Raw genomic sequence first — 25324 nt, 5'->3', positions numbered from 1 at the left:
GTTCGTGTTAAGCCTTCGCAGGATCTGTGGTTGCGGCCGCAGTGCCCGCGGGGGAGTTCGGTGCCAGCACCGACCGACCGCCAGGGTACGGCGGTCGGAACAGGCCCGGGGCAGCGAAAATCGGTGCCCCGAACAACGGTGCGCACCGCACCGGGCAAGAAGAGTAAGGAAAGATCGACAAATGCCACAGGGAACTGTGAAGTGGTTCAACGCAGAAAAGGGCTTCGGCTTCATCGCGCCTGAAGACGGGTCGGCGGACGTGTTTGTCCACTACACGGAGATCCAAGGGTCCGGCTTTCGCACCCTCGAGGAAAACCAGCGGGTGGAGTTCGAGGTCGGCCAGAGCCCCAAGGGCCCCCAGGCCACGGGCGTCCGCGCCGTCTAAGCAACGGAATTTGACGTCACCCCCCGGGCAGCTCCCACCAACGGAGCTAAGCCGGGGGGTTTCGTTTCGGGCGGGTAAGACCGCCCCGGATACCGCCGGACGGTGGACCGGCTTACTGTCGGTGACGTGAGCCAGCTTTCCTTCTTTTCGGCAGAGTCGGTGCCGCCCAGCGTTGCCGACCTCACCGGGGTGCTGGCTGGTCCGGGACAGATCGTCGTGGTGGGTGACGGCGCGCGGCTGTCGGTCGTGGTCGACGCCCCCTGGCGAGCTGTGGCACTGGCCGAGTTGATCGGCGAAGCCGGTCTGCTGTCCGAGGTCACGCGCACCGAGGAAGACACCCCGCTGGTGCGGACTGCGGTCGACGCGCGCCTGCGCGCGCTGGCCCAGGCCTGGACCCGCGGGGCGGTCAAAACGGTGCCGCCGCAATGGCTGCCGGGGCCGCGGGAACTGCGGGCGTGGACGCTGGCGGCAGGGGCCGCCGAGGACGACCGATACCTGCTCGGACTCGATCCGCACGCGCCGGACACCTACGAGCCACTGGCTTCGGCCATGATGCGGGTGGGTATCGCGCCCACGCTGATCGGGACCCGCGGCGGCCATCCGGCGTTGCGGATCACCGGCCGCCGCAGGTTATCGCGGCTGGTCGAGAACGTCGGGGAATCACCCGCGGATCCCGAAGCGTTGAGTCAATGGCCGCGTGTCGGAGCCGCGATCCCGGGCCATGCGGACGGACTTTGAGAGAATGCACTGCTGAACGCCGGTTTGCATCGGCATGGGCGTGAGTGCGAGATTGTCAGTTGTCCACCGGCGGCGTGACGCGGCGGTGCGGACAGAAGTGGAGTGGTAAGCGCAAGGTGGCTGACTCTAAGACGGTGAGCGCCCGCAATGGCGATAAAACACCCGTGCGGCGGCTCGTCATTGTCGAGTCGCCTACCAAGGCACGGAAAATTGCGGGCTATCTGGGCCGCGATTACGTCGTTGAGTCCTCCCGAGGGCATATCCGGGACCTGCCGCGCAACGCCGCCGACGTACCGGCGAAGTACAAGACCGAAGCGTGGGCGCGTCTGGGCGTCAACGTCGACGCCGACTTCGAACCGCTCTACATCGTCAGCCCCGACAAGAAGAGCACCGTTGCCGAGCTCAAGGACCTGCTCAAAGACGTCGACGAGCTCTATCTGGCCACCGATGGTGACCGGGAGGGCGAGGCGATCGCCTGGCACCTGCTGGAGACCCTGAAACCGCGCATCCCGGTCAAGCGGATGGTGTTCCACGAGATCACCGAGCCGGCGATCCGCAACGCCGCCGAAAATCCCCGTGACCTGGACATCGACCTGGTCGACGCGCAGGAGACCCGGCGCGTCCTGGACCGGTTGTACGGCTACGAGGTCAGCCCCGTGCTGTGGAAGAAGGTCGCGCCGAAGCTGTCGGCGGGCCGCGTCCAGTCGGTGGCCACCCGCATCATCGTGCAGCGCGAACGCGAGCGGATGGCGTTCCGCAGTGCCTCCTACTGGGACGTGGTCGCCCAACTGGACGCCAGCGTCTCCGACCCGACGGCTTCCCCGCCCAACTTCAGCGCCCGACTGGTCGCCGTCGACGAGCTGCGGGTGGCCAGCGGACGCGACTTCGACTCGCTGGGGGCACTGAAGAAGCCCGCCGAGGTCACGGTGCTCGACGAGGCCGCGGCCACTGCCCTGGCGGCTGGACTGCGCGGTGCGTCGCTGTCGGTGACCTCGGTGGAGGACAAGCCCTACACCCGTCGCCCCTACGCGCCCTTCATGACCTCGACGCTGCAGCAGGAAGCCGGTCGCAAGCTGCGGTTCTCGGCCGAGCGGACGATGAGCATCGCCCAGCGGCTCTACGAGAACGGCTACATCACCTATATGCGTACCGACTCGACGACTTTGTCGGCCAGCGCTATTGATGCCGCCCGCACGCAGGCTCGCCAGCTCTACGGCGAGGAATACGTCTCGCCGTCGCCGCGGCAGTACACCCGCAAGGTCAAGAACGCCCAGGAAGCCCACGAGGCGATCCGGCCGGCCGGCGAGACGTTCGCCACCCCCGATGCGGTGCGCAATGAGCTGGGCAGCGACGAGTTCCGGCTCTACGAGCTGATCTGGCAGCGCACCGTCGCCTCGCAGATGGCCGACGCCCGCGGCACCACGCTGAGCCTGCGGATCGGCGGCCAGTCCGGCTCTCAGCAGGTGACGTTCGCCGCCAGCGGCCGCACCATCACCTTCGCCGGCTTCCTCAAGGCCTACGTGGAGACCGTCGACGAGTTGGCCGGCGGTGAAGCCGACGACGCCGAGCGGCGGCTGCCGCAGCTGACCCAGGGCCAGCGGGTGGACGCCACCGAGCTGACCCCCGACGGCCACGCCACCAACCCACCCGCGCGCTACACCGAGGCCTCGCTGGTCAAGGCGCTCGAGGAGTTGGGCATCGGTCGGCCGTCGACGTACTCCTCGATCATCAAGACCATCCAGGACCGCGGCTACGTCTACAAAAAGGGCAGCGCGCTGGTCCCCACCTGGGTGGCCTTCGCGGTGATCGGGCTGCTTGAGCAGCACTTCGGCCGGCTGGTCGACTACGACTTCACCGCCGCCATGGAGGACGAGCTCGACGGGATCGCCGCCGGGCGCCAGCGCCGCGTCGACTGGCTGCACAACTTCTACTTCGGCGGCGACTACGGGGTCGAGGACTCGATCGCCCGCGCCGGGGGCCTGAAGAAGCTGGTCGGGGTCAACTTGGAGGGCATCGACGCCCGCGAGATCAACTCGATCCGGCTGTTCGACGACGCCGAAGGCAGGCCGGTCTATGTACGGGTGGGCAAGAACGGCCCCTACCTGGAGCGCATGGTCACCGGGGACGACGGCGAGCCGACCCCGCAGCGGGCAAACCTGGATGACTCGCTGCCACCGGACGAGCTGACCCTGGCGCTGGCCGAGGAACGTTTCGCCACGCCGCAGGAGGGCCGGTCGCTCGGTGTGGACCCGGCCACCGGGCACGAGGTCGTCGCCAAGGACGGCCGCTACGGCCCGTACGTCACCGAAGTTCTGCCGCCCCCGCCGGACGACGAGTCCGGGGCGACCGCCAAGAAGGGCAAGAAGCCGACCGGCCCGAAGCCGCGTACCGGTTCACTGCTGCGCAGCATGAGCCTGGAAACCGTGACGCTCGACGATGCGCTGAAGCTGCTGTCGTTGCCGCGGGTGGTCGGCGTCGACCCGGAGTCCGGCGATGAGATCACCGCGCAGAACGGTCGCTACGGGCCATACCTGAAGCGGGGCACCGATTCTCGGTCGCTGGCCACCGAGGAGCAGATTTTCGAGATCTCCCTTGAGGAGGCGCTGAAGATCTACGCCGAGCCGAAGCGCCGTGGCCGCCAAGCGGCGGCGACTGCCGCGCTGCGGGAGCTGGGTGCTGACCCGGCGAGCGGCAAGCCGATGGTGATCAAGGACGGCCGATTCGGTCCGTACGTGACTGACGGTGAGACCAACGCCAGCCTGCGCAAGGGCGACGAGGTGGCCACCATCACCGATGAGCGTGCCGCCGAACTGCTCGCCGACCGGCGGGCTCGGGGGCCGGCCAAGAAGGCCGCCAAGAAGACGGCCCGCAAGGCACCCGCGAAAAAGGCGCCGGCGAAGAAGGCAGCCGCGAAGAAGGCTACAAAGAGCTGAGTCAGTCGGCTGCGGCCGCGGGCTCGGCGTCCTCGACGATCTCGGCCGGGATCGGTTCCAGCGCTGCGAGGTTCAGCGGCCGCGCCAGCTGAGTGGGAACGGCGCGCCCACGCAGCTCGACGATCTCGCCGACCTCCCAGCACAGCGCCTCGGCGTCGACCGCGCCGCTGACCGCCACCGCCGAAGCCAGCACGTGGCCGTCCTCCAACTTGGCCAGCTCGGTCAGCCGGGCAGCCTCGTTGACCGGGTCGCCGATCACGGTGTACTCGAAGCGGGCCCGGGCACCGATGTGGCCGGCGATGGCCCGCCCGGCCGACACCCCGATGCCGAACTCTTCGGAATCGAGCACCGGCAGCAGGCCGTCGTGCAGTTCGCGGGCCGCCGCCAAGGCCGCACTGGAGGCGTCCGGGTGCTCGATGGGCGCGCCGAAGATGGCCAGCGCCGCGTCACCCTGGAACTTGTTGACGAAACCGCCGTGGCGTCCGACGGCCTCGACCACGACCCGGAAGAACTCGTTGAGCAGGTTGACGACCTCGCTGGGCGGCCGGGTCGCGGCCAGCTGGGTGGAACCCACCAAATCGATGAAGAGCACCGCCACGTCGCGTTCCTGGCCACCCAGCTCGGTGCCACGCTCCAGGGCCCGCCGGGCCACGTCCTCGCCGACGTAGCGGCCGAACAGGTCACGCAGCCGCTGCCGCTCGGCCAGGTCACGCACCATGTCGTTGAACCCGGCCTGCAGCAGCCCGAGCTCACTGGCGTCGTAGATCTGCATGTGCGCGTTGTAGTTGCCGCGCTGCACCTCACCCAGCGCCCAGCGCAACTGGCGCAGCGGGTCGGCGATCGACATCGACACCAGCACGGTGCCGGCCAGCCCGATCACCAGGGCGGCCAGCGCCATCAGCAGGATCGGGGTGAACAGTTTGTCCGGTGAGGCGTTGAGCAACGATGCCTTGCCGGCCAACACCGACAGCACGATCGCCAGCACCGGCACCCCGGTCGACAGCAGCCAGGTCAGCAGCTGCCGAAGGATCACTCCCGGCGCCCGCAGCTTCTCCGGGGTCCCGTCCCGCAGGGCCGCGACGGCGACCGGCCGTAGCACCCGCTCGGACTGCAGATAACCGATGATCGCGGTGGCGGCGGCACCCAGGGCGGTGGCGGTGACCACCACCGGCACCACGTTGTGCACCACCTGCCAGCTGATGACGACGAACACCACCCCGCCGACCGTCCAGTAGCAGATGCTGATCAGGGAGCGGTAGAACGGCATCCGCAGCGCCCGGGACCGGGCCAGTTCGGTATCTGCCGGATCGGAGTCGGTGGCGTCCACATCGGCCAGCAGCGCCTCTCGGCGTTGCCAGCGGAACACCGGCATCAGCAATGCGGTGCTGATCGAAAAGCCGAGAGCGAACAGGCACAGCAGCACCATGGCGAACAACGCCAGATTCAGGCGCGGCAGGTCCTGCAGATTGATGCGGTCTTCCTCGGGCAGGCCGAACCGCAGGAAACCGAAGACGAACAGCGACCCGATGATGTCGGCTTGCAGCATGCTCAGCGTGAAAACCGGCCAGGGAGTGCGCACGACCCAGCGGACGAATCGGTTGATCCGCCCGACCAGGGTCGTGGTGCTCACCAGCACACCGTATCGGTCGAGGCGACAAAGCCGGAGCCCGAATGTCCGGTCAAGCCACTACTGTGACCGATGATGTCCGGGGTTTTCGCGCGTTTGGTGGGCCAGCAGTCGGTCGAAGCCGAGCTGTTGGCTGCCGCGCGGGCAGCTCGGCGTGATGTAGCACACAGCGGTATGACCGCCGGCGGTATGTCACACGCGTGGTTGATCACCGGTCCGCCGGGATCGGGGCGGTCGATCGCGGCGGTGTGTTTCGCCGCGGCGCTGCAGTGCACCGCCGACGAGGCCGACGGCGGGCCGGGCTGCGGTCACTGCCGCGCCTGCATCACGACGATGGCCGGCACCCACGCCGACGTGCGGCGGGTGGTGCCGGAGGGACTGTCCATCGGCGTCGATGAGATGCGGGCCATCGTGCAGGCCGCCTCCCGGCGCCCCGGGACCGGCCGCTGGCAGATCGTGGTGGTCGAGGACGCCGACCGGCTCACCGAGGGCGCGGGCAACGCCCTGCTGAAGGTCGTCGAGGAGCCGCCGCCCTCGACCGTGTTTCTGTTGTGCGCCCCCTCGGTCGATCCCGAGGACATCGCGATCACGCTGCGGTCCCGCTGCCGCCACGTGGCGCTGGTGACGCCGCCGCCGGCGGCCATCGCCCAGGTGCTGATCGATGCCGACGGGCTCGACCGCGAGACGGCGGACTGGGCGGCCGCGGTCAGCGGCGGCCACGTGGGCCGGGCCCGGCGCCTGGCCACCGATTCCGAGGCCCGCCAGCGCCGCCAGCGGGCGCTGTCACTGGCGCGTGACGCGGCGACCCCGTCGCGGGCGTTCACCGCGGTCGACGAGTTGGTGGCCGCAGCAGAGTCCGAGGCGCGGGATCTGACCGCTGAACGCGCCGAGGTCGAGACCGAGGAGCTGCGCACCGCGCTGGGGGCAGGCGGGACCGGCAAGGGCACCGCCGGAACACTGCGCGGCACCGCCGGGGTGATCAAGGACCTGGAGCGCCGGCAGAAGTCCCGGCAGACCCGGGCCTCGCGTGACGCGCTAGATCGGGCCCTGATCGACCTGGCCACTTACTTTCGCGATGCCCTGCTGGTGGCCACGGCCTCGGCCGGTGTCGCCCGGCCCAACCACCCGGACATGACCGATGCGGTGGCGGCCATCGCCGCCCACGCGTCGCCGGATCGGCTGTTGCGCTGCATCGAGGCGGTGCTCGAATGCCGCGACGCACTGGCGGCCAACGTCAAGCCCCGCTTCGCCGTCGGCGCCATGGTGGCCACCGTCGGGCAGGCCCTGCGAGACGACCTGTAGACTGATCCGGCCCGGCCTCGGTCGAGCCCGCCACCTTAGCTCAGTCGGTAGAGCAATTCACTCGTAATGAATAGGTCAGGAGTTCGATTCTCCTAGGTGGCTCCACAAGCTTGACCCAGTTCGTGTTCCCCGTGAGCGTGCGTGTCTGCACGCCGACACACCGCCCCTGCCGGCATTCTGCGCACGTTCGCCGAGGGCTATGCCGGCAGACGTTATTGACAATCATTGTCAATAACGTCCGTGCGCGCTAGCCTGAGAGCCGAGCGCCGCCGAGACCCCAACGGTCGCTGCCGGTGCGCATCAGACCGCGCCGACGAAGCGAGCAATCCCGTTGTCCACCAGCGCCACATCCGAAGTGTCATCGCTCTTTCGCTACGTGGAGACCCTGCATGGCGATCGAGCGTGGGGCGCCATGTTGGATTCCGGTGCGGGGGTGAAGTCCCTGCAATGGGTCCAGGCACTGCCGACCGACCGTTGGACGGCGATCACCGCGGCGCCCGGCATGGCCGAAGCGGCTCGCGCGGCACTGGGCGACGGAATCCGGCCACAAGACCGGTTGCTGGTCGGCAACTGGATCGATGACAGCCTGCTCGCCGGCGAAACCTTCGACACCGTGCTGGTCGACTATCTCGTCGGCGCGATCGAGGGCTTCGCCCCGTACTGGCAGGACCAGGCGTTCGAACGATTGCGCCCCCTGGTCGCCGACAACGGCCGGCTCTATGTCACCGGGCTGGAACCCTACGTTCAGTACCAGCCCGAGACCGAAAGCGGCCGCATCATCTGGGAAATCGGGCGGGCCCGCGACGCGTGTCTACTACTTGCCGGTGAGCGACCCTACCGTGAATATCCGCTCGACTGGGTGCTGCGGCAGCTCGAACGGGCCGGGTTGAAGATCGTGGAGAGCCGACGCTTCCCGATCCGCTACGGACCCGGACATGTCAACCGCCAGCTTGATATGTGCCGCAGGCGAATTCAACGTTTCGGGTCCGCGGCTCTGGGCAGCGGGATGCTTCAGTATGTCGAAGAACTGCGGCTTCGAGCCCTACTCGTCCTCGCCCGCGACGGCGGTCTGCGGCACGGTCACGACTACGTGATCGCCGCGGAGCCGTCGCGCTGAACGTGTCTTTAGATGTACATCGCCGGGTCGATGTAACTGGTCGGGTCCACCAGCGGCTCCCGCTGCTTCTCGGTGCGGTGACGCACCGCGGCCGGTATTCCGGTGGCAATGCAATCCGCCGGAACATCTTGGGTGACAACGGCATTCGCGCCGATCGCGCTGCCGTCTCCGATGGTGATCGGACCGAGTACCGCCGCGCCGGCGCCCACCGTGACGCCGTTGCCGATGGTCGGGTGGCGCTTGCCGTGACTCAGCGAGCGCCCGCCGAGGGTGACACCGTGATAAACCATGACGTCATCGCCGATCTCGGTGGTCTCGCCGATCACCACGCCCAGGCCGTGGTCGATGAAGAACCGCCGCCCGATCGTCGCGCCGGGGTGGATCTCGATCCCGGTGGCGAATCGGGTGGCCTGGGCCAGCACGCGGGCCACCCCGCGCAGCGCCGGCTTGGCCCACAGCCGGTGCGCGAGCCGATGCGACCAGATCGCGTGCAGGCCCGAATAGACCAGGGCGTTCTCGAAGTCCCCGCGCGCGGCCGGGTCATGGTCGCGCGCGTTGCGCAGGTCCTCGCGCAGCGTCGTCCACACGCTGATCAGCGCGCTCATTGGCGAATGTGTTCGAACAGCGGCGTCGAGATGTAACGCTCGCCGAAGTCGGGGACCACGACCACGATCAGCTTTCCGGCGTTCTCGGGGCGCTTGGCCAGTTCGAGGGCGGCCCACACGTTGGCACCGGCGGAGATTCCGCCGAGGATCCCCTCCTCGGTGCCGAGCGCGCGAGCCACCCGGATGGCGTCGTCGAACTGCGCGTCGATGATCTCGTCGTAACAGTCGCGGTCGAGCACCTCGGGCACGAAGTTGGCGCCCAGGCCCTGGATCTTGTGTGGGCCGGGGTCGGCGCCGTGCAGGATCGCGGAGTCCTTGGGCTCCACGCCGACGATCTGAACCTCGGGCTTGTGGGACTTGAGGGTGTGCGAGACACCGGTCAGCGTGCCGCCGGTGCCGATGCCGGCGACGAAGATGTCGACGGCGCCGTCGGTGTCCTTCCAGATCTCTTCGCCGGTCGTCCGCTCGTGGATCGCCGGGTTCGCCGGGTTGGCGAACTGGTCTGCGGACAGGGCGTTGTGGGTGTCGGCGACGATCTGCTTGGCCTTGGCCACCGCGCCGGCCATGCCCTCGGAGCCGGGCGTCAGCACGATCTCGGCGCCGTAGGCGCGCAGCATCACCCGGCGCTCGGTGGACATGGTGTCCGGCATGGTCAGGATCACCTTGTAGCCCCGGGCCGCGCCGACCATCGCCAGGGCGATGCCGGTGTTGCCGCTGGTGGCCTCGACGATGGTGCCCCCGGGACGCAGCTGGCCGGACTTCTCAGCGGCGTCGATGATCGCGACGCCGATGCGGTCCTTGACGCTGTTGGCGGGGTTGTAGAACTCGAGTTTGGCCGCCACTTGAGCGTCCAGTCCCTCGGTCAGCCGGTTGAGCCGCACCAGCGGCGTATGGCCGATCAGCTCGGTGACGTTGTTGTAGATCCTGCCCATCAAATGCCCTTTCCTGCCAAGGCCGCCATAGGTGCTACGCGCTCCCTTCGGCAATGCGCCGTACGGCCTTGATGAAGACGTCGATCTCTTCGAAAGTGTTGTAGAACGCGAACGACGGCCGCACGGTGGCCTCCAGGCCATAGCGGCGCAGGATCGGCTGCGCGCAGTGGTGACCGGCGCGCACCGCGATGCCCTCGGAGTTCAGTGCCTTGCCCACTTCCAACGGCTCGTGGCCGGCCAGCACGAACGACAACACGCTGGCCTTCTCGTCGGCGGTGCCGACGAGCCGCACCCCGGGGATATCGGCCAGGCGCGGTGTGGCGTATTCGAGTAGGGCGTGCTCGTAGGCGGCGATGCGTTCGATGCCCACCCGTTCCACGTAGCGCAGGGCTTCGCCCAACCCGACCGCGTCGGCGATATTGCCAGTGCCCGCCTCAAATTTGTTGGGCGGTTCCTGGTAGAGCGAACGCTCCAGGGTGACGTCGGCAATCATGTTGCCTCCACCCTGCCACGGCGGCGTCTCAGCCAACGCCTCGGCGGTGCCGTAGAGCACTCCGATCCCGGTGGGACCGAAGATCTTGTGCCCGGAGAACGCGAAGAAGTCCGCGCCCAGCGATTGCACGTCGATCGGGATGTGGGGGATCGACTGTGCCCCGTCGATCAGCACCCGAGCGCCGTGGCGGTGGGCGAGCTCGACGATGTCGTGCACCGGGGTGACGGTGCCCAGGGCGTTGGAGACATGTGTGGCGGCAACCAGTTTGGTTCGCGGGCCCAGCAGGTCCTCGAATTCTCCCAGCAGCAGATTGCCCGCCTCGTCCACCGGGGCCACCTTCAAGATTGCCCCGGTCTTCTTCGAGATCATTTGCCACGGAACGATATTCGCGTGGTGCTCCAGGTGGGTGATGACGATCTCGTCGCCGGGGCGCAGATTCTTGCCGCCCCAGGCGTATGCCACCAGGTTGATCGCCTCCGTGGTGCCACGCACGAAGACGACGTCTTCACTGCGCGGTGCGCCCAGGAATCGCCGCACGGTGTCGCGGGCGTCCTCGTAGGCATCGGTGGCGCGGGCCGCGAGTTCGTGTGCGGCCCGGTGAATGTTGGAGTTCTCGTGGGCGTAGAAGTGCGCCAGCCGGTCGATGACGGCCTGCGGCTTCTGTGTGGTGGCGGCGTTGTCGAACCAGATCAACGGCTTGCCGTTGACGGTCTCGCGCAGGATCGGAAAGTCGGCGCGCACCGCGTTGACGTCGAAGATCTCGTGCGAGTCCGGCACCGTCGGAGCCGGTTCGGCGGCCGGCACCCGATGCGACAAGAACGCGTAGTTCGCCTCGTCGCCACCCGCGGCGGGTGCGGGGGTGCCGTGCCAATCCAGCTGCGGAACCGCCGGCGCGCCCCCGGGCCAGCCGGGGGCCGATCCACGTGGCGCGACCGGGACTGCCCCGGCCGGGGAACCGGCCAGCACCCCGGGCACGGTCGGCACGATGCCGCTCGGCACCGCGAACGCCGACAGGTCGGCTAGCCCCGGCGGCAGCAGTCCGGACGGGTCGGGTACGCCGCCCCGGGGTGCCACCGCGGTGGTCTGCGGCGGCGAGTCCGGACCGGGCCGGGCGGCATACAGCTGGTTGGCCAGTACCTCCAGCTCAGCGGCGCTGACCGGTGGGTTTACCGGCCTGGGGTCACTTGTACTCATGGAAACGGTCCACCGAGACGTCGTCGAGCACGGCGAGCGCATCGTCGGTGAGCACGGCCAGCGAGTTGTACAGCGTGACCAGGTAGGACGCGATCGCCGACCGGTTGATGCCGGTGAACCGCACCGATAGGCCCGGCGCCTGCTCGCCGACCAGGCCGGGCTGGAACAGTCCGACCACACCCTGGCGCTCCTCGCCGGTGCGCACCAGTAGGAACTTGGTCTTGGAGTCCTCCACCGGCACCTTGTCGCTGGGCACGATCGGGATGCCGCGCCAAGTGATGAATTGGGCACCGAACAGGTTCACCACCACCGGCGGCACACCGCGGCGGGTGGCTTCACGGCCGAAGGCGGCCACACCCAACGGGTGGGTCAGGAAGAACCCCGGGGTCTTCCACACCTTGGTGATCAACGAATCCAGGTCGTCGGGGGTGGGCGGGCCGGTCAGGGTGGAGATGGTCTGCTCGGGCGTGACCTGCGCCAACAGGCCGTATTCCGGATTGTTGACCAGCTCGTACTCCTGGCGTTCCTTGATGGTCTCGATGGTGAGGCGCAGCTGCTGTGCGACCTGGTCGTGCGGGCTGGAGTACAGGTCGGAGACCCGGGTGTGCACATCAAGCAGGGTGGAGATCGAACGCAGGGTGTACTCCCGCGGGCTGGTCTCGTAGTCCACGAACGTCTGCGGCAGCGGTTCCTCCGAACCGGCGCCCTGCTCGGCATGGATGGCGACCTGGCCGGGGTTGACCACCCGGTTGACCCGGTAAATACCGGCTTCGACCGGGACCCAGTTCAACAGGTGCAGCAGCCAGCGCGGCGTGATGGTGGCCAGTTGCGGGACCGTCTTGGTCGCATTCGCGAGTTGCCGTGCGGCGAGGTCCCCGAGCGCCTGAGATTCGTTCTGAGCGGACGTCATTGCTTTCCTCCTGATGAGTGACGGCGCCAATCATGGACTATGGTCCGGGTTTGCCCACCAGTTGCGCTCAGGGCGAATTGAATCCCTCGCAGTTCGCGCCGCTGCGGTACATGTCGTAGGGTATGTGTATGTCGAACATCACGCTGCCACAGCCGCACACTTTGTGCCGCCTTGCCGCGTGTTGTTGTTGTTGATTCTCTGACGCCCTGATTCCTTAGCGTCGCAGCCCGCCCCTTTTCTCGGCGAGATGCTGCCGTGCGCGCTTCAGACCAGAAAGTCGACTCGGCATGACCGTTTCAACCTCCGTTTTTCCTTTTCTCGACACCGAACCCACGGTGACCGTCCGGCGCCGGGTGCAACCCCGCCCGGCCGTCGACATCGACCGAATGACCCGCTATCACGGCGGTACGTATTCGCACACCGTCGACCGGATCGTTTTCACCGACGGCACCTGCGCACGCACCGATCTGATTCGCCTGAACCCCGGCATCGCGGCCTATTCGCTGGACTTTCACGGCATCGCGCCCACCCGGCCATCGGCATACCGGATCGACACCTGGTCGGCGGTTCCGAACCTGCGCCGGGCTGTTCAGGGCGCCCGTGACCCCCGCGAAGTTCAGGTCGACTGGATCCTGCGTAACTCGGTCCCGCGGCTGACCACCGTCGAGTTGAGCCGTCGGCTGCGGGAGGCCGGCCATCGGCTGGGACGCGGCAACATCACCGAGCACGAGGCGATTGCCGCCACCCAGGCCGCGATCTGGTGGTTGACCAACGGTTTGGAGCTGGACACCCGTGCCCGCACCGAGCCGGTCCGGGTGCTGCGCGATGCCGATGGGGTGACCGTCGAGTTCGAAGAGGCTCTGGAGTTGGGTGGCTACACCCTGGAACTGGTCGCCTCGGAGCCGGTGACGGTGACCCTGCACAAGTCCGACGACGGTCGTAGCTGGCGGGAGGTGAAATCGTCGCGGCTGGCCGTCGAGGCCGCCGGCGCCCATCGCAAGGCGCTCGGCGTGGGTGCTACCGTCGGGGGCCACCGGTTCTACCGCCTGTCGGTGGCCGGGCCGGGGACGGGGGCCACCCTCGGCGACGTCGACTTCTGGCTCAACGGCGCCAGCACCTATCGCAATGCGGACCGCATCGTGGCCCTCTATCGGTACCTGCTGGCCGGCGCGGCCCGGGCGCGCACCACCGCACCCGGATTGAACGTCTCGGCCGCCACCATGGTCGACGGTCTGGTGGGGCCGTTGCGCCTGTCCGTCGCAGACTCCGCCGCGCTGAGCGCCGAGGGTGCGGAGCTACTGGATGCCGACGGCAACGAGCTGACTCACCCGGTGCAGCCGGGCAGCGTCTTCTACCTGCGTCCGCGCCCGGGCGCGGTGTCGGCACGGGTACGCGTCACGGTGCCCGGTACCGAAGACGGCTACGGCGGCCGGGTCCTCACCGGCATTGCCGCAGAACAGGACTCGCAGATGTTCACCCCAGTGGCGCTGGCGGTTCCGGCCGCGCTGGTCGTCGACTTCGACCTCTCGTGGGCGCAGTGGCGGGCCTTGCCACACCGGTCCCGACGACCGCGGTCAGGAGCCCGATCCGCCTAGTGCGGATCCTCCACCGGCAGTCGCACCCGAAACACCGTCCAGCCCTCGGTCGACTCCACGCTCACCGAGCCACGGTGGGCGCCGACGATCGAAGAGACGATCGCCAACCCCAGTCCGGTGCTGCCCAATTCACCGGAGCGGGCCTTGTCCGCCCGGACGAACCGCTCGAAAAGATGCGGTACCAACTCGGCGTCGATACCGGGGCCGTCGTTGGCCACCGTCAACTCCGCGGCCGGCCCACCGACCCCGCCGTGGTCCGCGGTGATGGCCGTCGTCACCGTCACCCCGGGCGGGGTGTGTACCCAGGCGTTCTTCAGCAGGTTGGTGACGACCTGATGCAGCCGCGCGCGATCGCCGCGAACCCACACCGGGGCATCGGGCAGGTCTTTGATCCAGTGGTGGGTCGGTGCGGCGGCGGCCGCGTCGTTGACCGCATCGAGCACCAGGTCAGCTAGGTCGACATCTTCGAGCTGCAGGTCCTGGCCTTCGCCGAGTCGCGACAGCAACAACAGCTCCTCCACCAACGAGGCCATCCGCTGGGCCTCGGACTCGATGCGGGCCAGCGCATACTCGGTGGTCGGCGGCAGGGCCACGCTGTCCTGCCGCGTCAGTTCGGCATACCCCTGAATGGCCGCGAGCGGTGTACGTAGCTCGTGGCTGGCGTCGGTGATGAACTGCCGCATCCGCCGGTCGGCGTCACTGCGATAGGCAAGTGCGCTGTCGACGTTGTCCAGCAATCGATTCAATGCACCGGCGACGATTCCCACCTCGTTGCCCGGGTCGACATCGTCCTCGGCCACTCGGATGGTGATGCGCTCGTCGCCCTCCGCCAGCGGCATCGCCGCCACCGAGGCGGCGGTCGCCGCGACCCGGCGCAGCGGCCGCAACGCATAGCTGACCACCGTGATCGTCAACCCCGAGGTGACCAGCAACGCCAAGGTGTAAAGCGCTGAGGCAGCAGCCATTCGGCGATCGACGGTGCGGTTCGCCAGGTGCATCGAGCCGCCGATGAACAACAGGTCGTCGTCGTCGACCGCGCGGGTAGCCACCCGATAGGAGCCCAGGCTGCCCAACTCCACCGTCTGCGGCTGACCACTGGTCCAACGTCCCCCGGCGATGGTGGCCACCACGTCGACGGGCGCGGGATAGGGGTCCCGCTTGGTGAACACCACGGCCCCGATTACCACGCCGTCGCGCAGCACCGCCAGCACATTGCCCGGGGTCTGATCACTGAAGCCGAGCATGGCCGTGCCGATGTTCGAATGGCCGTCGGGGCCCACCACGTTGTCGACGTGGCGATAGTCGGCGAAGTAGTGGCTGAAGGCGTTGAGTGACTCGTAGAGGTCGGCGTCGCTCGTGGCGGTGACGTAGGTGCGCAGGCTCAGCACCGACACCGCGCCCACCGCGACGAACACCACGGTGACGACGGCCGACACCCCCAGCACCAACTGCCGGCGCAGACCACGGGGACGCCACCGAGGGGGCTTGGGGGCGGCGGTCATTCGGGTGGCTTGCACATGTATCCCACTCCGCGCACGGTGTGGATCATCGGCGCGCGGTCGGCGTCGACCTTCTTCCGCAGGTACGAGATGTAGAGGTCGACGATGCTGGTGCGGCCGGCGAAGTCGTAATTCCAGACCCGGTCCAAGATCTCCGCGCGGCCCAACGCCCGGCCTTGGTTGCGCATCAAAAAGCGCAGCAGTTCGAACTCGGTTGTGGTCAGCGCGACCGCGGTGCCGCCGCGGGTGACCTGGCGGCTGGCGCCGTCCAACGTCAGGTCGCCCACGGTGAGCACCTCGTTCATCGGCGGTGCCAGCTGACTCGACCGGCGCAGCAGCCCCCGCAGCCGGGCCACCAACTCCTCCAGACTGAACGGCTTGGTCATGTAATCGTCGGCGCCCGAGGTCAGTCCGGTCACCCGGTCGGTCACCGAGTCGCGGGCGGTGAGAAACAGTGTCGGCGTGTAGGGATCGGACTCGCGGACCCGCTGCAGAATCCGCAGCCCGTCGATATCGGGCAGCATGATGTCGAGCACCAGCAGATCAGGCGTCCCGCCATGGAACTTGGTCACGGCGTCGCGTCCGTTATGGGCGACGTCGACCACCCACCCCTCGTAATGCAGGGCCATGGTCACCAGGTTGGTCAGCGCCGGCTCGTCATCAACCAGCAGCACTCGAATCGGTGAGCCGTCCGGGCGATAGATCCGCGGGAGCTGCCCGAGGATCGCCTTGCGCGGAGCTTGACCGTCCGTGTTACCCGCCATCGGTCGCCATTTTCCACCGAGTCGGGGTCATTCGCCGAGCAGACGTTGTTTCCGCTGGGCGAATTTCTCCGGCGTCAGAATGCCCGAGTCCCGCAATTCGACCAGCGCGCGTAGTTCGGCGACGACGCCAATGGTTTTCGATTTGTCGGCTTTGTCGACCTTGACCGAGGCGTCCGGATCTTCGGGCTCCACGGCCCGATTGGGCGGCGCAGTGAGATTGGCCGGCCGGGAACGGCGTTCGGTGCCCGCCGGGTTGGTCAAGGCGCCCCCGGCCGCGCCGGCCAGCGCCATCTGGGAATACGGGAGCTTGGCCGCGGTCGCCATCGGCCCCGCTGCCGCTGATGCACTACCGGATGGAGCTGCTACCAGTGTGACGTCGCGCAGTGCGGAGGGAACGGCCGCCGCCCAGGCCCGCGGTACCGACAGGCCGCCCATCGGTATCGCCTTGCCGGCGCTGGCCCACGCCGTGCCGGTAGCCGCCAGGCTGGCTGTCGGGACCAAACCGCCTAGGGCGGGCGCGGTTTCACCGATCAGGCCCAACGCCCCGAGTTCGGCTCCTTCGGGAAGGGCGAGTTCTCCCAGCGTCATCGCCAGGCCGCCGAACGCGCCGCCCAGGCCGATCGCCCCGAAGGGCCCGACGCTGCCCACCTCGAAAACCGCGCTGACGATATCGAACAGCAGGCCGGTCGACACCGTGCCGGTGCCGGTGTCGGCGGTGGTATTGGGTGCCGGTGCGGTGAAGGTGGGCAGTTGGGTGGCTGCTGCGGCGTTGGTGGCGTAGGCGTACATGGCGGTGGCGTCTTGGGCCCACATTTCGCTGTAGTGGGCTTCGGTGGCGGCGATGGCGGTGGTGTTGGTGCCGAGGATGTTGGTGGCGATCAGGGTGGCCAGTTGGGCGCGGTTGGCGGCGATGACGGCTGGGGGCACGGTCATGGCGTAGGCGGTTTCGTAGGCGGTGGCGGCGGCTGCGGCTTGGGTGCCGGCGTGGCTGGCTTTGGTGGCGGTGGTGCTCATCCAGGCGGCGTAGGGGGTGGCGGCGGCGGCCATGGCTGTTGCGGAGGGGCCTTGCCAGGTTTGGTCGGTGAGTTCGGCGATGATGGTTCGGTAGTTGTTGGCTGCTGTTTCGAGTTCGGCGGCCATGGTTTTCCAGGCGGTGGCGGCGGCGCGGATGGGGCCTGAGCCTGCTCCGGTGTACATCAGTGCAGAGTTGACTTCAGGTGGCAGCGCTGCGAAATTCACTGGCCGGCCCCCGCCCAGTCGACGAACATGTCGATGACGCGTTCGCGTTGCCGATGGAATTCCTCGTCGGTGAGGACTCCCGATTCGCGCAGTTCGGCAAGCCCGCGCAGTTCGGCAAGAACCTCCACACCCGTCACGGTGTCCGCCGGATCCTCCGATGGGTCCGGATCCGCCGGTTTGGGCGCCGTCACCGGGGCGCAGCGGCGTTCGGCGCCGATGGTGTCGGCTGATCTGGTCAATGCCCGCCCGGCCGCACCCGCCAGCGCCATCTCAGCCAACGGGAGTTCAGTGCCGGCAGCTGCTGCTGATATGGCGCTGGATTGGGCTGAGAGCAAGGTGATTTCGCGCAGTGCCGCGGGCGCGGCCGCCGCCCAGGCCCGCGGCACCGACATGCCGCCCACCGGTATCGCCTTGCCCACACCGGCCCAGGGCACTGCGGAGCGGCCGGTGCTGACCAGGCCGGCAGAGGGCACCGGGGCCACCGCGGCTGGGGCAACACCGAGCGCACCGCCGACCGGCAGCGCGTCACCGAGCAGGCCCAGGGAGCCGACGGCACCGAAATCGCCGGTGAAACCCAGGCCCGCGAAGGGCGCCAGGCTGGCCGTCTCGATGGCCAGGCCGCCGAATTCCAGTCCCGCACCGCCGCCTTCGAAGGGAGCGATGCTGTCCACCTCCAGCAACGCGACCAGGATGTTGAGTAACAAACCTTCCTCGCCGGCGCCGTCGTACGACCCGTCCGAGGTGGTATTGGGTGCCGGTGCGGTGAAGGTGGGCAGTTGGGTGGCTGCTGCGGCGTTGGTGGCGTAGGCGTACATGGCGGTGGCGTCTTGGGCCCACATTTCGCTGTAGTGGGCTTCGGTGGCGGCGATGGCGGTGGTGTTGGTGCCGAGGATGTTGGTGGCGATCAGGGTGGCCAGTTGGGCGCGGTTGGCGGCGATGACGGCTGGGGGCACGGTCATGGCGTAGGCGGTTTCGTAGGCGGTGGCGGCGGCTGCGGCTTGGGTGCCGGCGTGGCTGGCTTTGGTGGCGGTGGTGCTCATCCAGGCGGCGTAGGGGGTGGCGGCGGCGGCCATGGCTGTTGCGGAGGGGCCTTGCCAGGTTTGGTCGGTGAGTTCGGCGATGATGGTTCGGTAGTTGTTGGCTGCTGTTTCGAGTTCGGCGGCCATGGTTTTCCAGGCGGTGGCGGCGGCGCGGATGGGGCCTGAGCCTGCTCCGGTGTACATCAGTGCAGAGTTGACTTCAGGTGGCAGCGCTGCGAAATTCATCGGCCACTCCTCGATCGCCGATATTTGACGCTATTTTTGGCCGCTACGACCGGGCAACTCGGTAGCGATGACTCATACGAAACACATATCTACCGGGCCGCTTTGGTTAACGGGGCGCTGCTAGCGGGGGGACTGCGGTGGAATACAGCCAGGCCTGCCACAACGATTGCAGCGGTTCGCCGGCGTATCCGGCGGCCAGGGCGGTGAAGTCTTCGGTGCCGGCGTTGCCGTGGCGGTAGCGCGACGTCCAGTCGCGCAGCAGGGCGAAGAAGGCGTCGTCACCCAGCCGGCCGCGCAGCAGATGCAGGGTGATCGCCCCGCGCTTGTACACCCGGTCGTCGAACATGTCGGCCGGCCCGGGATCGGCCAACAGCAGATCTTGCGGCAGGCCCTCCAGTTGGCGGTGGTAACGCCGCGCCAGCTGGTCGGCGCTTGGCCCGCCGGAATGCTCCGACCACAGCCATTCGGCATAGCAGGCGAACCCCTCGTGCAGCCAGATATCGCTCCAGCGCCGCAGGGTGACGCTGTTGCCGAACCACTGGTGTGCCAATTCGTGGGCGATCAGTCGGTTGGATCCCCCGGTGCCGTCGCAGTGGTTGGCGCCGAAGATCGAAATCCCCTGTGCTTCGAGGGGGATCTCCAGGTTATCGTCGGTCACCAGCACGGTGTAGCCGGCCGCCAGCGGGTAGGGTCCGAACAAGCGCACGAACAGCTCCATCATCTGCGCCTGCGCTGCGAAATCCTGCTCGAACTCGGTCTGCAGGCGGGCCGGCAGCACCGCGCGGATTGCCACCGTCGAGCCCGGCAGTCGGCGGGCCACGTACCGGCCGATCTGCAGGGTGACCAGATAGGTCGGAGTCGGCTCGGGCTGCTCGTAGGTCCAGGTGGTGCGGGTGGCCCGGGCGCGCCGCGATATCAGTTCACCGTTGGCCACCGCGTAGTACGGGCTGTCGGTGCTGATCTGGATTCGGTAGCTGGCCTTGGTGTAGGGGTGATCGTCACAGGGGAACCACGACGGTGCGCCGTTGGGCTGTCCGGAGACCAGTGCCCCGTCGGACAACTCTTCGAAACCCACTTCGCCCCAGAGTGTTTCGCTAGGGCGCGGTGATCCCGAGTATCGCACGACGATCACCAGTGCTGCACCGGGCGGCACTGTGGCGGCTAAGGCGATCCGCAGCTTGGCCGCGGAGGTGGCGAACCGCGCTGGTGGGCGACCGTTGATCCAGACCTTGGCCACCGACATCGTGTCGGCGAGGTCGAGGGTGACCTCGCGCAGCGCCGCCAGCGCGACCGCGGTGATAGTCGCGGTGCCCGAGAGCCGGTTACTGCTGACCTTGTACTCCAGGTCGAGTTCGTAGCGCGAGACCCGGTAACCACTGTTGCCGCTGTCGGGCAGATAGGGGTCAAGAACAGGTGGCGGGGCCTTGGCCGCCTTGGCGGGAATCTTCGCGGGTTTGCTCATGCCGCGGGCTCCTGACGCGCGGCAGCCGAAGACCCGCGCTTCTTGCCCGACACCAGCCACGGCGCAATCGGATTGCCCTGCCAGCGCGTCGCCGCCGGTACTTCGTCGCCGCGCATCACCAGCGAGGCCGGCCCGACGGTGGCACCGGCGCCGAGACGGGCCGCGGGCAATGCCACACAGTTGGGCCCCAGCGTCGCGCCGGCATCCAACGTGACCGTGTCCATCTGCATGATCCGGTCGTGGAACAGGTGGGTCTGCACCACGCAGCCGCGGTTCACGGTCGCGCCGGCGTCCAGCGTCACCAGGTCGGCTTCGGGCAGCCAGTACGTCTCGCACCACACGCCGCGGCCGATGGTGGCGCCGAGCGCCCGCAACCACAGGTTCATCACCGGGGTACCGGTTGCGGCGCGGGCGAACCACGGGGCGGCAACCGTTTCGACGAAAGCGTCGGAGACCTCGTTGCGCCACACGAACGATGACCACAGCGGGCGCTGTGACGCCCGGATCCGACCCACGATCAGCCATTTGGCCACCACAGCGCTGCCGCCGGCCACCGCACCCGCGGCCAACAGCGTCACGCCGCTGCCCAGCGCGGTCCAGCCGTAGCCGAACGTTGTTGCCCCCCACTGCAACGCGCCCAAAACCGCGGCTCCGATCGCAAACGTCACGATGACCGGGATCAGCCGGAACGTCTCCATGACCGCGCGCATCACCTTCAGCCGCAGCGGCGGTTCGAACGTTCGCTCGGCGTCGAGGTCGGCGGCTTTACGCCGCAGTCGCACCGGTGGGCTGCCCAGCCACGACGAGCCGGTCTTGGCCTTGTGCGGTGCCGTTGACAGCACCGCCACCAAGGAGTTGTCGGGGACCCGCCTGCCCGGCTGGGTGATCCCGGAATTGCCCAGGAATGCGCGCTTGCCGATGGTGGCCGGTGCGACGTGGATCCAGCCGCCGCCCAATTCGTAGGAGGCCACCATGGTGTCGTCGGCGAGAAACGCGCCGTCGGCGATCGTGGTGAATTTCGGAATGACCAGCGCGGTGGAGATCTCGGTGCCGGAGCCCACCTTGGCGCCCAACAGTCGTAGCCACCACGGCGTGATCAGGCTGGCGTACACCGGAAAAAGATAGTCGCGGGCGTCGTCCATCAGACGTTCGGTGGCCCACAGCTGCCAGCCCACCCGGCTGCGCACCGGGTGGTAGCCGTCGTGCAGCCCGATCGACAGCAGCCGCACCCCGATCACGGTCAAGGCGGCGTAGCTGAACATCGCGACCAGCGCGGCCAGCGGGGTGGCCAGCGCCGCCGGCCGAATCGCGTCGGTCAGCGTGGCGCAGTCCCGAACGGCCCAGCCCAGCACCGCCAGCCCGGCGCCCAGCGCCAGTAGCGGCAGGCCGGCGAGCAACAGCGAGGTCAGTCCGTACACCGCAGCCCAGACCGGGCGCGGCGGTGGCCGGTGATCCGGCCAGGGATGGTGCGCCTTACCGGATTTCATCGCCGGCGAACCGGTCCAGTACTGGCCCTTCTTCACCTCGCCGACTACCCCGGACCCGGGGGCGACGTCGGCGTCCTTGCCGACGGCAGCGCCGGGCAGCAGGGTGGTGCGGGCACCTATGGTGGCGTCGTTGCCGACCGTCACAGGACCGACGTGGAACGCGTCGCCGTCGATCCAGTGCCCGGCCAGATCCACCTCCGGCTCGATGGAACACCGGTGGCCCAGCGTCAGCATCCCGGTCACCGGCGGGGCGGAGTGCAGATCTACGCCCTCGCCGATCTTGTTACCCAGTGCCCGCGCGTAATACACCAGCCATGGTGCGCCGGAAAGGTTCTCGGCGCCGCTGGCGGTGGCGAGCCGTTCGGCGATCCAGACCCGCAGGTGCTCGGGGCCGCCGCGCCGATAGGTGCCCGGCTGCAGGCTGGAAAGCAATGCGCGCGCCCCCAGCGCGGCGATACCCATCCGGCCCAGCGGGGTCACGAACAGCACGAAGGCGGCGATCACCCACCACCAATCGAGCCGCACCAGCCAGCCCAGCGGGTGCACCGCCGACACCATGTTGTTGATCAGCGCCAGCCACGTCACCCACTGCAGCCCGGTCAGCGTGGCCAGCGGCACCGACAGCAACACCTGTGCGGCCTGGGTCTGCCACGGCGTGGGCTCGACCGCGCGGGACGCGGCCTGCGCTCCGGAATCACTGCGGCCCATGTCGTCGAGAAACCCGGCCAGCGAGCCGAGCCGCGGACGGTCGTAGAGCTGGGCGACGGTGGTCTGCGGGTAACGCTGCCGTACCGCGGCCACCAGCTGTGCGGCTTGCAGTGATCCGCCGCCGAGGGCGAAGAAGTCGGCCTGCTCGTCGTCGACGGGGGCGCCCAGCACGTCGCGCCACAGCCCGGCCAGCCAGCCCAGGGTGCTGTCCGGGTCCCCGAGAACGCTGTCACCGGCCAGGCCCGCGCCGCCGGGCTCCGGCCCGACCGGCCACGGCAGCGCATCGCGGTCCACCTTGCCCGACGTGCGGGTGGGGAGTTCGTCGACCAGCACCAGCCGGGGCACCAGCGCGGCCGGCAGTTGCCGGCCCAGCTCGGCGCGTGCGGCCCCCAGATCGAAGTCGGGGTCGGTGCTGACCAGGTAGCCGACCAACAGTGGGGTCCCGGCTGCGCTGGTCCGCACCGCCGCCGCACCGCCGCTGACGCCGGACAGGGCCACCAGGGCGCTGTCCACCTCACCCAATTCGATGCGCCGGCCGCCGACCTTGACCTGGTCATCGGCCCGGCCGCAGAACACCAGCCCGTCGGCGTCCAGCCGCACCAGATCGCCGCTGCGGTAGGCCCGCGCCCAATCCAGCTCCGGTAGCGGCGCGTACTTCTCGGCGTCGCGGTCGGGGTCCAGGTAGCGGCCCAGACCGACACCGCCGATCACCAGCTCGCCGACCTCGCCGGTGGCCACCGGCGCGCCATCGGAACCGAGCACGGCCAGATCCCAGCCCAGCAGCGGCAATCCGATCTGAACCGGGCCGCTGCCGTCGAGTTGCGCGGCGCAGGCCACCACGGTGGTCTCGGTGGGGCCGTAGGTGTTCCACACCTCGCGGCCATCCACCGCCAACCGGGCCACCAGCTCCGGCGGGCAGGCCTCGCCGCCGAAGATCAGCAGCCGCACCGCCTCCAGCGCCTCGGCCGGCCACAGCGCCGCCAGGGTGGGCACGGTGGACACCACGGTCACGTCGCGCGACACCAGCCATGGACCCAGGTCCATGCCGCTGCGTACCAGCGACCTCGGCGCCGGCACCAGACAGGCGCCGTAGCGCCACGCCAGCCACATCTCCTCGCAGGACGCGTCGAACGCCACCGACAGCCCGGCCAGCACCCGGTCCCCGGGCCCGATCGGGTTGTCCTGCAAGAACAGCTGGGCTTCGGCGTCGACGAAGGCCGCCGCGTTGCGGTGCGTGATGGCCACGCCCTTGGGGGTGCCGGTGGACCCCGAGGTGAAGATGATCCAGGCGTCGTCGCTGGTCTGCGGCGCCGTGGCCCGCCAGCCGCGTGACGCGCCCGGGCCGCGGATCAATCCCTGTTCGGTGATCACCGCCGCCACTTGAGCTTCGTTGAACACCAGCTCGGCGCGCTCGGGTGGATCGTCGGCGTCCACCGGCACGTAGGCCGCACCGGTGGCCAGTGTGGACAGGATCGCCACGTACAGCGCGTAATTGCCCGACGGCATCCGAATGCCGATGCGATCGCCGCGGCCCAGACCGCGGGCGGCCAGCCACGCGACACTGTCGGCGATGTCCTCGATCAGCTCCCCGTAGGTCAACACCACATTGCCGTCGTCGATGGCCGGAGCATCGGGGTAGCGCGCAGCGGTGTCCTGCAGAATGTCGATCAGGGTGCGGGGCTGCGGCGCCGAGGAGCCGCGCAGATATTGCGCGGGGACTTGCAGTGAAGGCACGACTGTAGAACGTACCCAGCACGGTCGGGGAGTGCAGCGCGTCATCGTCAGCTCGGCGCGTTGTTCCCGGGTGCGGACTATCGACGCCCCAGCCGAGCCAACCGACGGTGCACGCCGTAAGCGGCAATACCCACGCCAAACATCACCAGTCCGGCCAGGACCGAGGTGACGGGCAAGGCGAACGCGACAACGATGCAGCCCACCAGGCCGGTGATCGGGATCAGGCGCGGGGGACGGCCCTCGGCGGCAGACAAGGTCCAGGCCGCGGCGTTGGCCACGGCGTAATACACCAGGACCGCGAACGAGGAGAACCCGATGGCGCCACGGATATCGGTGGTGGCGGCCAGCCCGGCAACCACCAGTCCGACCGCGATCTCGGCGCGGTGCGGCACCCCGAACCGGGGATGCACCGCGGTCAAGAACCCGGGCAGATACCGGTCACGGGCCATGGCCAGGGTGGTACGCGACACCCCCAGGATCAGGGCCAGCAAGGATCCGGTCGCCGCGACTACCGCGGCGATCTGGACTACCACGGTCAGCTTGGCCGCCCCGGCGGCCGTCACCACCTGCACCAGGGGCGCCGATGCGCTGGCAAGACCTTCTGGGCCAAGAACATTCAGTGCCGCCATGGCCACCAGCGCGTACACCACGAAAGTGATGGCCAAGGCGATCGGGATCGCGCGCGGAATGGTGCGGGCCGGATCCCGTACCTCCTCGCCCAGGGTGGCGATGCGGGCGTAGCCGGCGAACGCGAAGAACAGCAGGCCCGCTGCCTGCAGCACCCCCGGCACCGACACAGACGAGTGGTCGAATCCAACGGCCTCAACACCGCGGGCGCCCAGTGCGGTCACCACAACCGCTGCCAGCACCGCTAGCACCACCGCCACGATCGCCCGGGTCAGCCACGCCGATTTCTGCACGCCCAGCACGTTGACGGCGGTCAGCCCCAGCACCGCCGCCACCGCGATCGCGTGGGCGTGCGCGGGCCACGCATAGAAACCCACGGTCAGTGCCATGGCCGCGCACGATGCGGTCTTGCCGACGATGAATCCCCACCCGGCCAGATAGCCGAAGAACGGGCTCAGCCGCTCGCGTCCGTATACGTAGGTACCGCCGGAGGCCGGATACCGTGCCGCAAGCCGCGCCGAGGAAGTCGCGTTGCAGTAGGCGATCACCGCGGCCACGGCCAGCCCGATCAGCATCGCCGCACCGGCGGCTGCGGCCGCCGGCGCCAACGCCACGAAAATGCCGGCACCGAGCATCGAACCCAGCCCGATCGTCACCGCGTCGAACACACCCAGCTGCCGGCGAAGCTCGTCCATCAACCCAACCTGC

Annotated in this window: 17 protein-coding genes, 1 tRNA gene and 1 pseudogene; 7 read left to right on the top strand and 12 right to left on the bottom strand. The window is 68.7% G+C overall.

The window, feature by feature from the left end; genetic code table 11:
* Positions 1 to 181: 181 nt before the first annotated feature.
* From ACKY0X_RS20645 to topA, 3 genes are all read left to right on the top strand, one after another.
* Positions 182 to 385 carry a cold-shock protein gene (locus tag ACKY0X_RS20645; protein ID WP_005138711.1) on the top strand — a complete coding sequence of 68 codons (204 nt, stop codon included), beginning with the start codon at positions 182 to 184 and terminating at the stop codon, positions 383 to 385.
* Between the two features lie 126 nt (positions 386 to 511).
* Positions 512 to 1123, top strand: coding sequence for a hypothetical protein (locus ACKY0X_RS20640; RefSeq protein WP_064888658.1), 612 nt, complete (start codon positions 512 to 514; stop codon positions 1121 to 1123).
* Positions 1124 to 1239: 116 nt separating this feature from the next.
* Entirely contained in the window at positions 1240 to 4056 is a 2817-nt protein-coding gene (gene topA, locus ACKY0X_RS20635; RefSeq protein WP_064888683.1) for a type I DNA topoisomerase, read from the top strand.
* 1 nt (position 4057) lies between these two features.
* Here the strand turns inward: topA and ACKY0X_RS20630 are convergent, their stop codons facing one another.
* Positions 4058 to 5692 carry an adenylate/guanylate cyclase domain-containing protein gene (locus ACKY0X_RS20630; RefSeq protein WP_109403048.1) on the bottom strand — a complete coding sequence of 545 codons (1635 nt, stop codon included), beginning with the start codon at positions 5690 to 5692 and terminating at the stop codon, positions 4058 to 4060.
* A 66-nt stretch (positions 5693 to 5758) separates the two neighbouring features.
* Between ACKY0X_RS20630 and ACKY0X_RS20625 the strand changes: the two genes are divergently transcribed.
* The 3 genes and pseudogenes from ACKY0X_RS20625 to ACKY0X_RS20615 form a co-directional block, all read left to right on the top strand.
* Entirely contained in the window at positions 5759 to 6985 is a 1227-nt protein-coding gene (locus ACKY0X_RS20625; protein ID WP_409429721.1) for a DNA polymerase III subunit delta', read from the top strand.
* A gap of 29 nt (positions 6986 to 7014) precedes the next feature.
* Positions 7015 to 7090, top strand: a tRNA-Thr gene (locus ACKY0X_RS20620).
* A gap of 250 nt (positions 7091 to 7340) precedes the next feature.
* Positions 7341 to 8102, top strand: a pseudogene (locus ACKY0X_RS20615) (class I SAM-dependent methyltransferase); the annotation flags it as partial.
* Positions 8103 to 8110: 8 nt separating this feature from the next.
* Here the strand turns inward: ACKY0X_RS20615 and epsC are convergent.
* From epsC to ACKY0X_RS20595, 4 genes are read right to left on the bottom strand one after another with little or no spacing between them, the layout of a single operon-like run.
* Positions 8111 to 8707 carry a serine O-acetyltransferase EpsC gene (epsC, locus tag ACKY0X_RS20610; protein WP_409427508.1) on the bottom strand — a complete coding sequence of 199 codons (597 nt, stop codon included), beginning with the start codon at positions 8705 to 8707 and terminating at the stop codon, positions 8111 to 8113.
* Positions 8704 to 9639 (bottom strand): cysteine synthase A, encoded by a 936-nt coding sequence (cysK, locus tag ACKY0X_RS20605; protein WP_409427507.1) that lies wholly within the window; start codon positions 9637 to 9639, stop codon positions 8704 to 8706. Before cysK ends, epsC begins: the two co-directional genes overlap by 4 nt.
* 34 nt (positions 9640 to 9673) lie before the next feature.
* Positions 9674 to 11326, bottom strand: coding sequence for a family 2A encapsulin nanocompartment cargo protein cysteine desulfurase (locus tag ACKY0X_RS20600; protein ID WP_409427506.1), 1653 nt, complete (start codon positions 11324 to 11326; stop codon positions 9674 to 9676).
* Positions 11313 to 12236: a family 2A encapsulin nanocompartment shell protein gene (locus ACKY0X_RS20595; RefSeq protein WP_065041008.1), complete on the bottom strand. Its 924-nt coding sequence runs from the start codon at positions 12234 to 12236 to the stop codon at positions 11313 to 11315. The genes ACKY0X_RS20600 and ACKY0X_RS20595 overlap by 14 nt, the downstream gene beginning before the upstream one ends.
* Before the next feature lie 287 nt (positions 12237 to 12523).
* Here ACKY0X_RS20595 and ACKY0X_RS20590 point away from each other — a divergent pair, with 287 nt between their 5' ends.
* Entirely contained in the window at positions 12524 to 13831 is a 1308-nt protein-coding gene (locus ACKY0X_RS20590; RefSeq protein ID WP_409427505.1) for a TQXA domain-containing protein, read from the top strand.
* On the opposite strand, the gene ACKY0X_RS20585 is transcribed toward ACKY0X_RS20590, so the two are convergent.
* From ACKY0X_RS20585 to ACKY0X_RS20555, 7 genes are all read right to left on the bottom strand, one after another.
* Positions 13828 to 15333 carry a sensor histidine kinase gene (locus ACKY0X_RS20585; RefSeq protein WP_409427504.1) on the bottom strand — a complete coding sequence of 502 codons (1506 nt, stop codon included), beginning with the start codon at positions 15331 to 15333 and terminating at the stop codon, positions 13828 to 13830. The genes ACKY0X_RS20590 and ACKY0X_RS20585 overlap by 4 nt on opposite strands.
* Positions 15330 to 16094 carry a response regulator transcription factor gene (locus ACKY0X_RS20580; RefSeq protein ID WP_409427503.1) on the bottom strand — a complete coding sequence of 255 codons (765 nt, stop codon included), beginning with the start codon at positions 16092 to 16094 and terminating at the stop codon, positions 15330 to 15332. Before ACKY0X_RS20580 ends, ACKY0X_RS20585 begins: the two co-directional genes overlap by 4 nt.
* Before the next feature lie 27 nt (positions 16095 to 16121).
* A complete protein-coding gene (locus ACKY0X_RS20575) occupies positions 16122 to 17333 on the bottom strand; it encodes a PPE domain-containing protein (protein ID WP_409427502.1) in 1212 nt (403 codons plus the stop codon).
* Positions 17330 to 18598: a PPE family protein, SVP subgroup gene (locus tag ACKY0X_RS20570; RefSeq protein ID WP_409427501.1), complete on the bottom strand. Its 1269-nt coding sequence runs from the start codon at positions 18596 to 18598 to the stop codon at positions 17330 to 17332. The genes ACKY0X_RS20575 and ACKY0X_RS20570 overlap by 4 nt, the downstream gene beginning before the upstream one ends.
* Positions 18599 to 18704: 106 nt before the next feature.
* Positions 18705 to 20060 (bottom strand): M1 family metallopeptidase, encoded by a 1356-nt coding sequence (locus tag ACKY0X_RS20565; RefSeq protein WP_409427500.1) that lies wholly within the window; start codon positions 20058 to 20060, stop codon positions 18705 to 18707.
* Positions 20057 to 23980: a Pls/PosA family non-ribosomal peptide synthetase gene (locus ACKY0X_RS20560; RefSeq protein ID WP_409429720.1), complete on the bottom strand. Its 3924-nt coding sequence runs from the start codon at positions 23978 to 23980 to the stop codon at positions 20057 to 20059. The genes ACKY0X_RS20565 and ACKY0X_RS20560 overlap by 4 nt, the downstream gene beginning before the upstream one ends.
* Before the next feature lie 86 nt (positions 23981 to 24066).
* Positions 24067 to 25311, bottom strand: coding sequence for an APC family permease (locus tag ACKY0X_RS20555; protein ID WP_409427499.1), 1245 nt, complete (start codon positions 25309 to 25311; stop codon positions 24067 to 24069).
* Positions 25312 to 25324 lie beyond the last annotated feature (13 nt).

Origin of the sequence: Mycobacterium sp. SMC-11 (assembly GCF_046250095.1) — a bacterium.
GTDB lineage: Bacteria > Actinomycetota > Actinomycetes > Mycobacteriales > Mycobacteriaceae > Mycobacterium > Mycobacterium heraklionense_A.
This window is presented reverse-complemented; position numbering and strand designations above follow the sequence as displayed.